Source organism: Aeromonas sp. 603607, assembly GCF_049171595.1.
Classification (GTDB): domain Bacteria; phylum Pseudomonadota; class Gammaproteobacteria; order Enterobacterales; family Aeromonadaceae; genus Aeromonas; species Aeromonas veronii.
The window spans coordinates 123956-131183 of record NZ_JAAKOV010000018.1 but is presented as its reverse complement, the minus strand read 5'-3'; the positions used below and the strand labels follow the sequence as shown (position 1 = coordinate 131183).

Annotated in this window: 5 protein-coding genes; 4 read left to right on the top strand and 1 reads right to left on the bottom strand. The window is 59.0% G+C overall.

The window, feature by feature from the left end:
* The first annotated feature begins 198 nt into the window (after nucleotides 1–198).
* Entirely contained in the window at nucleotides 199–708 is a 510-nt protein-coding gene (locus G5315_RS16890) for a VC2046/SO_2500 family protein (RefSeq protein WP_100654827.1), read from the top strand.
* A 111-nt stretch (nucleotides 709–819) separates the two neighbouring features.
* Here G5315_RS16890 and hpf read toward each other — a convergent pair whose 3' ends face one another.
* Nucleotides 820–1158 carry a ribosome hibernation-promoting factor, HPF/YfiA family gene (gene hpf, locus G5315_RS16885; protein ID WP_005334257.1) on the bottom strand — a complete coding sequence of 113 codons (339 nt, stop codon included), beginning with the start codon at nucleotides 1156–1158 and terminating at the stop codon, nucleotides 820–822.
* 368 nt (nucleotides 1159–1526) lie between these two features.
* Between hpf and G5315_RS16880 the strand changes: the two genes are divergently transcribed.
* From G5315_RS16880 to G5315_RS16870, 3 genes are all read left to right on the top strand, one after another.
* Nucleotides 1527–4031, top strand: a complete 2505-nt coding sequence (locus tag G5315_RS16880; protein WP_040066125.1) for a putative bifunctional diguanylate cyclase/phosphodiesterase — start codon at nucleotides 1527–1529, stop codon at nucleotides 4029–4031.
* Nucleotides 4032–4130: 99 nt separating this feature from the next.
* Nucleotides 4131–6032 (top strand): transglycosylase SLT domain-containing protein, encoded by a 1902-nt coding sequence (locus tag G5315_RS16875; protein ID WP_421333490.1) that lies wholly within the window; start codon nucleotides 4131–4133, stop codon nucleotides 6030–6032.
* Nucleotides 6033–6209: 177 nt separating this feature from the next.
* Nucleotides 6210–7208, top strand: a complete 999-nt coding sequence (locus G5315_RS16870) for a LacI family DNA-binding transcriptional regulator (protein WP_040066127.1) — start codon at nucleotides 6210–6212, stop codon at nucleotides 7206–7208.
* Nucleotides 7209–7228: the final 20 nt, after the last annotated feature.

The window sequence follows — 7228 nt, the reverse complement described above, 5'->3', positions numbered from 1 at the left end:
GAAGGATTCGAACCTTCGAAGGCAGAGCCGTCAGATTTACAGTCTGATCCCTTTGGCCGCTCGGGAACCCCTCCACAAGTGCGAGGCGCATACTAACAGATCTTCCGGTTTTGTGAACCCCCAAGCAGGATTTTTCCATTAAAAGAATTGGATTTGTGGCCGATAACCAGTGAAATCGCCATTTTCGAGAGTTATCTCATGCTGCCCAGTTCAATCCGTAATCACCTGCTCGTTGATGAGGGCCAGTTGGGGCAGCGCCTCAACCGTGACCTGCAGCATGGCGATCGCGCTGATTTCCGGTTGCATCTGGCCCTGCTGACCGATGCGGTGGAGGAGCAGCCCTGGTTTGATGCCAAACCGGCAGCCACTCCCCAGAGCCGTGACTGGCGTCTGCACTTCGACCTGAGACCGGCAGAGGTGCTGGTGGCTGAAGGGGTTGGGAGTGACTGCAGTGCCATCAATGAGCGGTTGCAACAGGGGGGAAGCATGGTGGATGTGCGGCTCTGGCTGGCGCTGCAAACACCGCCGCTGGCGGTCAAACAGCCACTGCTGGATGAGGCTGTCTACGATAACCTGTCGCCGCTGGCGCGGGAGCGGTTGCAAGGAAAGCTGGCCGATATGCCGAGGCAGGAAGATCCGCTGGTATTGCTGCCGATCCTCGACCGTTTGCAAGAGGGGGTGGATACCCGGTTGCACTGGCTCAGTTGATGGCGCCTGTTCACAGGTGTAATGCTGTGCTTGTCGGCAAATCACAGGCAACAAAAAGGCGGGTGACCCCGCCTTTATGCTCTTTGGAATTTTTAGCCTTGCGGCATGCAATCAAGCGTCAGCTTCATCCGGTTGCGGCTGCTCTTTGAGCGCGGCATTGGCACGACGGGCAATCGGCTTTTCGGTGTGACGGTTGAGTTGGCGCTCCAGTTTTTGCCCCAGTTCGTTGATGGCGGCGTAGAGATCCTCATGCTCTGCCTGGGCAAACAGTTTGCCGTTGGGGATGCCAGCACTGGCTTCGACAGTGAACATCAGACGCTCTTTGGAAACAATCACATGGGGTGTGATGAGAGGCACCTGAAGACGTTCGAGCTTTTCAAAACGGGATTCGATGCGCTCGCGGATAGCCGGGGTGATGTCGATGATTTTGCTGGTAATTTCGATTTTCATATTGGCCCCCTTCGGGTCGTCTTGCTTGTGTCTTCACCTTCAGATTACTCATTGGTAAAGATTGAAATGTGATCCATGTCACATAACCTTCCCTTGGCTATTCAGCAACTTATAAATTGTGATCTTTTCCGGTTTCGTGCCAAAAACAGCTTGAGCTCCATGAAACTGGCAGGCAGTATGACGGGAATAGGATCGTTTCTGTCCCTTCTTGGCAGCACTTCGTGTCGACCTCATGTCCGGTTTCCACTGCTTGATATCGCATGTTTGTACTCTTCCCTCGCAACCTCTGATCTGATGAGCGGATGCAGGGGGCGTTGCTATGCCTGATTGGACATCAAACGTGGTTGGTTGTTGTGTTGGAGTGGTAAATGAAGCAGCAGGCCACGCAAGTCATGTGGTTTTTCGATCGGCAACATGATCAGTGGAGTCTCTCTGATCAGGGGGCCTACCAGCAGTGGCAAGGGGAGGGCAATCATCCCTGGGCCGCTCGCTTGTTACCGGAAGATGAGGCTGGCTTTGCCGACTTTCTCGTCCGGCTTCATGAATCACATCTGCCTGAACAGTTCATCGGTCATCTGAAAGATGATCAGGGGCAGCTCAACCATGTGCTCTGGAGCGGCCAGTTTGTGCCCACCCAGCAGATCTGCTGTGGCTGGCTGGCCCCTCTTGATACCGCTAACAGTGCAGTATCCTCCCTCAATCTCTCATTGCCGTTGCTGCAAACCACCCTGCTTACCCAGTTGGCGCAGGCGCTCTCTGCCCGCACCGGGCTCGATTTCTTCAATACCCTGGTCAGCCAGCTGGCCCATATCCTCAAGGTGGATGCGGTCTGGGTGGGGGAGTTGTGCGGTGCCGACCGGGTCAAAGTGCTGGCCGCCGACGGGCTGGCGCAGAAGGACTATCCGCTGGCGGGCTCCCCCTGTCAGGAGCTCTACAAGCAAGGGGCCATCTGTTTCGAGGTGATCGACGAGTCGCAGGAGTATCAACCCTGGCTGGCGGCCGGGCAGACTTACTACGGTCAGCCGCTATTTGATGCCAGAGGCCAGTTGCTCGGTCATCTGGCGCTACTCTATTCGGCTCCGGCAGATACCAGCAATCTCACCTCGGTGCTCAATACCTTCTCGGTACGGATGGTGGCCGAGCTGGAGCGATTGCAATCCGATGCCCAGATGCGACTCTCTGCCGTGGCGTTTGAGACCCATGAGGGGATCATCATTACGGATCCGGGGTTCAAGATCCTGCGGGTCAACAACGCCTTCAGCCAGATCACCGGCTTTGACAGCCAGTCGGTGCTGGGCCTGCATCTGGAAGAGGATCTCTGGCCCAATCTGGGCGGGCTCGGCTACGAGCTCAATACCCTCAGCCGCTGGCAGGGGGAGACCCAGCGTCGCCATGTCGATGGTCACACCTATCCCCAGTGGGAGATAGTGACGCCGGTGCAGGACGAGAAGGGGGTGATCAGCCACTTTGTCATCTGCTTCGAGGATATCTCCGAGCGCAAGGCGGCCGAGCGACGCATTCAGGATCTCGCCTATTACGACGAGCTGACCGGATTGCCCAATCGCCGTCAGCTCCACGAGACTCTGGTGCAGACCTTCAACGAGGCGACCCGCGATGGCTTGATTGGCGCCCTGCTCTTTATCGATCTCGATCACTTCAAGACCATCAACGACTCCCTCGGCCACGCTACCGGTGACTGGCTGCTCAAGGAGGTCGCCGCCCGTCTCAAACGGTTGGTGCGACAGGGGGATTGTCTGGCCCGCCTCGGTGGTGACGAGTTTGTGCTGCTGCTGCCATCGCTCTCGGCCAGCCCGCCCCAGGCGGAGATGCAGGCCGATATCATTGCCGAGCGGCTCATCACCGAGATTGCCGCTCCTTATACCTATGTGGGGCAGGTGCTGCACATCGGCGCCAGCGTTGGCATTACCCTGTTTCCGGATCGGGAGCAGGGGGTTGATGATCTGCTCAAGCAGGCGGATACCGCCATGTATCAGGCCAAGTCCGCTGGCCGCAAGACCCGTCGCTTCTTCGATGCCTCGATGCAGCAGCAGGCGGATCGCCGTTTGCTCATTCACAACGAATTGCGCAACGCCCTCAGCCAGCAAGAGCTGACCCTCTACTATCAGCCCCAGCATATGGTCGATGGCGGCGATATCATTGGTGTCGAGGCGCTGATCCGCTGGCAGCCAGCCGGTCGCTCGCTGGTCTCGCCGGCCGAATTTATCCCCATCGCCGAGGAGACGGACCTGATTGTCGATATCGGCAACTGGGTGCTGCACGAGGCGTGCGCCCAGTATGTGCTGTGGGAGGAAAACGGCATCCACATTCCGCAGATCTCGGTCAACGTCAGTGCCAAGCAGTTCCATGCCACCGATTTTGTCGAGCGGATCCACGATGTGTTGGCGCAAACCGGCATGGATCCGGCCTGCCTCAATCTGGAGATCACCGAGTCCGTGGTGCTGGGTCATGCCGAGGACACCATCAGCAAGATGACCGAGCTCAAGGAGCTCGGCATCAGCTTTGCCATCGACGATTTTGGCGCCGGTTACTCCTCCCTGAGCTACCTCAAGAGGCTGCCTGCCGATGAGCTCAAGATCGACCGCTCCTTCATTCAGGACATCCCGAAAGATGGCGACAACATGGCCATCGTCGAGGCGGTGATCGCCATGGCTCGACATATGGGGTTCAACGTCACGGCGGAAGGGGTGGAATCCCGCCAGCAACTGGAGTTTCTCAAGGCGCAGGGGTGCAGTTTCTATCAGGGCTATCTCGCCTCCAAGCCGCTGCCGGTGCCCTATCTGGAGAAATATGTACAGCGGCTGACCAGACCGGAGCAACTGCGTGAAATGCAGCTGAGCGAGGCAGAAAAATAGTCCTTGCTCCCCGCTGTAGCGCTGCCCGGCAACGGGTAGAATGAGAGGCAGTAGACCCACCGCCAGCGGGCGGTGTATTGCCCTCAATGGAGATGCTCAGTGAAAGCTGTATGGGGAATTGTTTTGTCGGCGCTGTTCGTGCCGACCCTGATGGCGCAGACTGCCGACCAGACGCTCTACCGTCAGGCGTATGACGCCGTACGGGCCAATGATCAGGCCCGTTTCCAGCAAATTCGTGCCCGGTTGACCCATTACCCCCTGCTCCCTTACCTCGATTACTATCAGCTCGCCTTTCGTCCGGGGGCGGCGGATTACAACGATGTGACCCGCTTTATCCGCCAGCATGGAGATACCCCCCAGTCCAACCGGCTGGAGCGCAGCTATCTGACCTATCTGGCCCAGAGCCAGCAGTGGTCGCAGTTCCTGCGCTTCTATCCGGCCAAGCCGAGCTCCACCGATCTGCTCTGCATGCACTATCAGGCGCTCTATTACACCGGCAAGCCGAAAGAGGCGTTGCAGGGGGCGGGCAAGATCTGGATGAGCGGTCAATCGCGCCCCGATGCCTGCTCCCCGCTGTTCCAGTTGTGGCAGGCATCCGGTCAGCGTACCCAGGAGAAGATCTGGCAGCGGATGACGCTGGCGTTCGAGGCGGAAAACCCCAATCTGATCCGCCACCTTGGCGCGACCCTGGGTAGCGGCTTGCAAAGCTATGGCGATCAGATGGTGACCCTGTTCGAGCAGCCCGCCAAGGCGATGAACCCGGCCTATTTCAGCAGCAATCCCTATTCCCGCAAGCTACTCTCCCTCGGTTTGACCCGCTATGCCAATCAGGAGCCGGAGTCGGTGCTGCGCCAGCTTGCGCTGTTTCGCAGCCGTTTCGGCCTGACCCAGGCCGAGGTGAAACCGGTAGAGCGTGCGATTGCCCGCCGCCTGCTGCTGGATCGCGCCATTGCCCAGCGCAGCTGGGTCGACAGCACGGTGAAAAAGCTGGTGGATCCCGACATCACCGAGCTGCGGGCGCGACTGGCCATCTGGGAGCAGGATTGGCGTGGCCTCTCCGGCTGGGTGAAGATGATGCCGATGGCCCGTCAGAAAGAGGATCGCTGGCGCTACTGGATGGCGCGCTCCCTTGAAGTGCAGGGGCAGCAAAAACCGGCGCGGGATCTCTATCTGGAGACCGCCAACCTGCGCGGTTTCTACGGTTTCATGGCCGCCCAGCGCACCGGCGTGCCTTATCGCATCAAGAACCAGAGCGTCAAGCATGTACCGGACTGGCGCACGGCCAGTCAGCGCTGGCCCTTCCTGTTGCGGGTGCGCGAGCTGCTGTCGATGAACGAGATTGCGGCGGCCCGTTCGGAGTGGATCCACAATATGGATCGCAATCCGGTGGCCCAGCGCATCGAGTTTGGTCATATCGCCCTCAATCAGGGGTGGCACGAGCTGGCCATTCTCGCCAGCATTCGCGCCGAAGCGTGGGATGCTCTCGACCTGCGCTTCCCGCTGCCGCTCAAACGCACCTTCTCCCAGATGGCGCAAGAGCGCACCATGAACACCAGTTTGCTCTATGCCATCTCCCGTCAGGAGAGTGCCCTCTATCCGCTGGCCCAGTCGCCGGTGGGCGCGCGCGGTCTGATGCAGCTGATGCCTGCTACTGCCAAAGAGACTGCCGGCAAGCTGGGGGTGCCCTATCGCAACGAGCAGCAACTGTTTGATCCGACGATGAATATTCGTCTGGGGAGCGCTTATCTCAAGCGCTTGCTGGATGTCTATGACGGCAACCGGATCCTGGCGGCGGCCGCCTACAACGCCGGGCCGGGACGGGTAAAACGCTGGCGAGAGCAGAGTGACAACAAGCCGATGGACGTGTGGGTCGAGAGTATCCCCTACAAGGAGACCCGCAACTACGTACAAAACGTGTTGTCGTTCGATCTCATTTATCAGCACAAGCTGCAGCAGCCGCTGCGCTTCATGTCGGATCGGGAGCTCAATCACGCCTATTGAGTCGGGGGCCGCAAGCCGGCCCCTGTTTTCAAATTTCCCTGCTGCCGGGTATCATCGGGTAAGGTTTTGTTACCAAAGGAAACATGCCTGGTGACCTGGCTCCGGGAATTGCATCAGGCCGCAGGGTATACTTGGGCGTCGGCATCGACAGGTTCCCCCACAATAAAGGAATGGATAGTGGCAACGATTAAAGACGTTTCTCAGCTGGCAAATGTGTCTATCTCCACCGTGTCGCGGGTTATCAACAACACGGCACAGGTAGCACCGGAAAAGCGTGAGGCCGTACTGGCGGCCATGAAGGAACTGAATTTTCGACCCAACAGTTTTGCCCAGGCATTGGTCAGCAAGCGTTCCAACTGCATTGGCGTGCTGGTTGGCGACCTCTGCGGCGGCCCCTTCTTTGCCCAGATGATGCGTGGCATCGAAACCATGGTCGATCAGGCCAACAAGTTCACCATCGTCATGTCTGGCAACCACGATATCGCGCGCGAGCGTCACGCCATTCAGGCGCTGCTGCAGCGCCAGTGCGATGCGCTGATCCTCCACAGCAAGGCGCTTCCGGACGAGGAGCTGAGCGAGCTGGCGGCAGGCTCTACCCCCATCGTGTTTATCAACCGTCAGGTGCCGGGCTTTGAGGATCGCTGCGTCTGGCTCGATAACCAGGCGGGGATCACCACCGCGTGCCAGCACTTGTTGGATGCCGGTCATCGCAACATCGCCTTTATCACCTCCGATGATGAAGAGTTTGTCGATGGTCAGCAGCGGATGGCCGGTTACACCCAGACCCTGGCCAGAGCCGGGATCGCCTTTGATCCTGCACTCGTCAGCCGCGCCTTTGCCGACGAAAATGGCGGCTATGTGGCGATGAGTGAACTGCTGGCCCGTGGTGTCGAGTTCACGGCCGTGCTCGGTTTCAACGACGGCATGGTGGCGGGGGCGATCTCTTGCCTGCTGGAGCGGGGTTACAAGATCCCGCAGCAGGTGTCGGTGGTGGGGTTCGACGATATCCCCTACGCCCGCTACATCTATCCCAAGCTCACCACAGTGCGCTACCCCATCGAGGAGATGGGCAGCCGCGCTGCTGAACTGGCGCTGCGCCTGCTCGATCACAAGCCGGTAGACGGCCTGGCGCTCAAGTTTGAAGCCCAGCTGGTGGAGCGTGAGTCAGTCGCCTGACGTGCGTCAAACAGTGAACA

Bases quoted from the DNA above. Each gene is read 5' to 3' on its own strand.
- G5315_RS16890 (WP_100654827.1), top strand. From the start codon at position 199: ATGCTGCCCAGTTCAATCCGTAATCACCTGCTCGTTGATGAGGGCCAG.
- hpf (WP_005334257.1), bottom strand. From the start codon at position 1,158: ATGAAAATCGAAATTACCAGCAAAATCATCGACATCACCCCGGCTATC.
- G5315_RS16880 (WP_040066125.1), top strand. From the start codon at position 1,527: ATGAAGCAGCAGGCCACGCAAGTCATGTGGTTTTTCGATCGGCAACAT.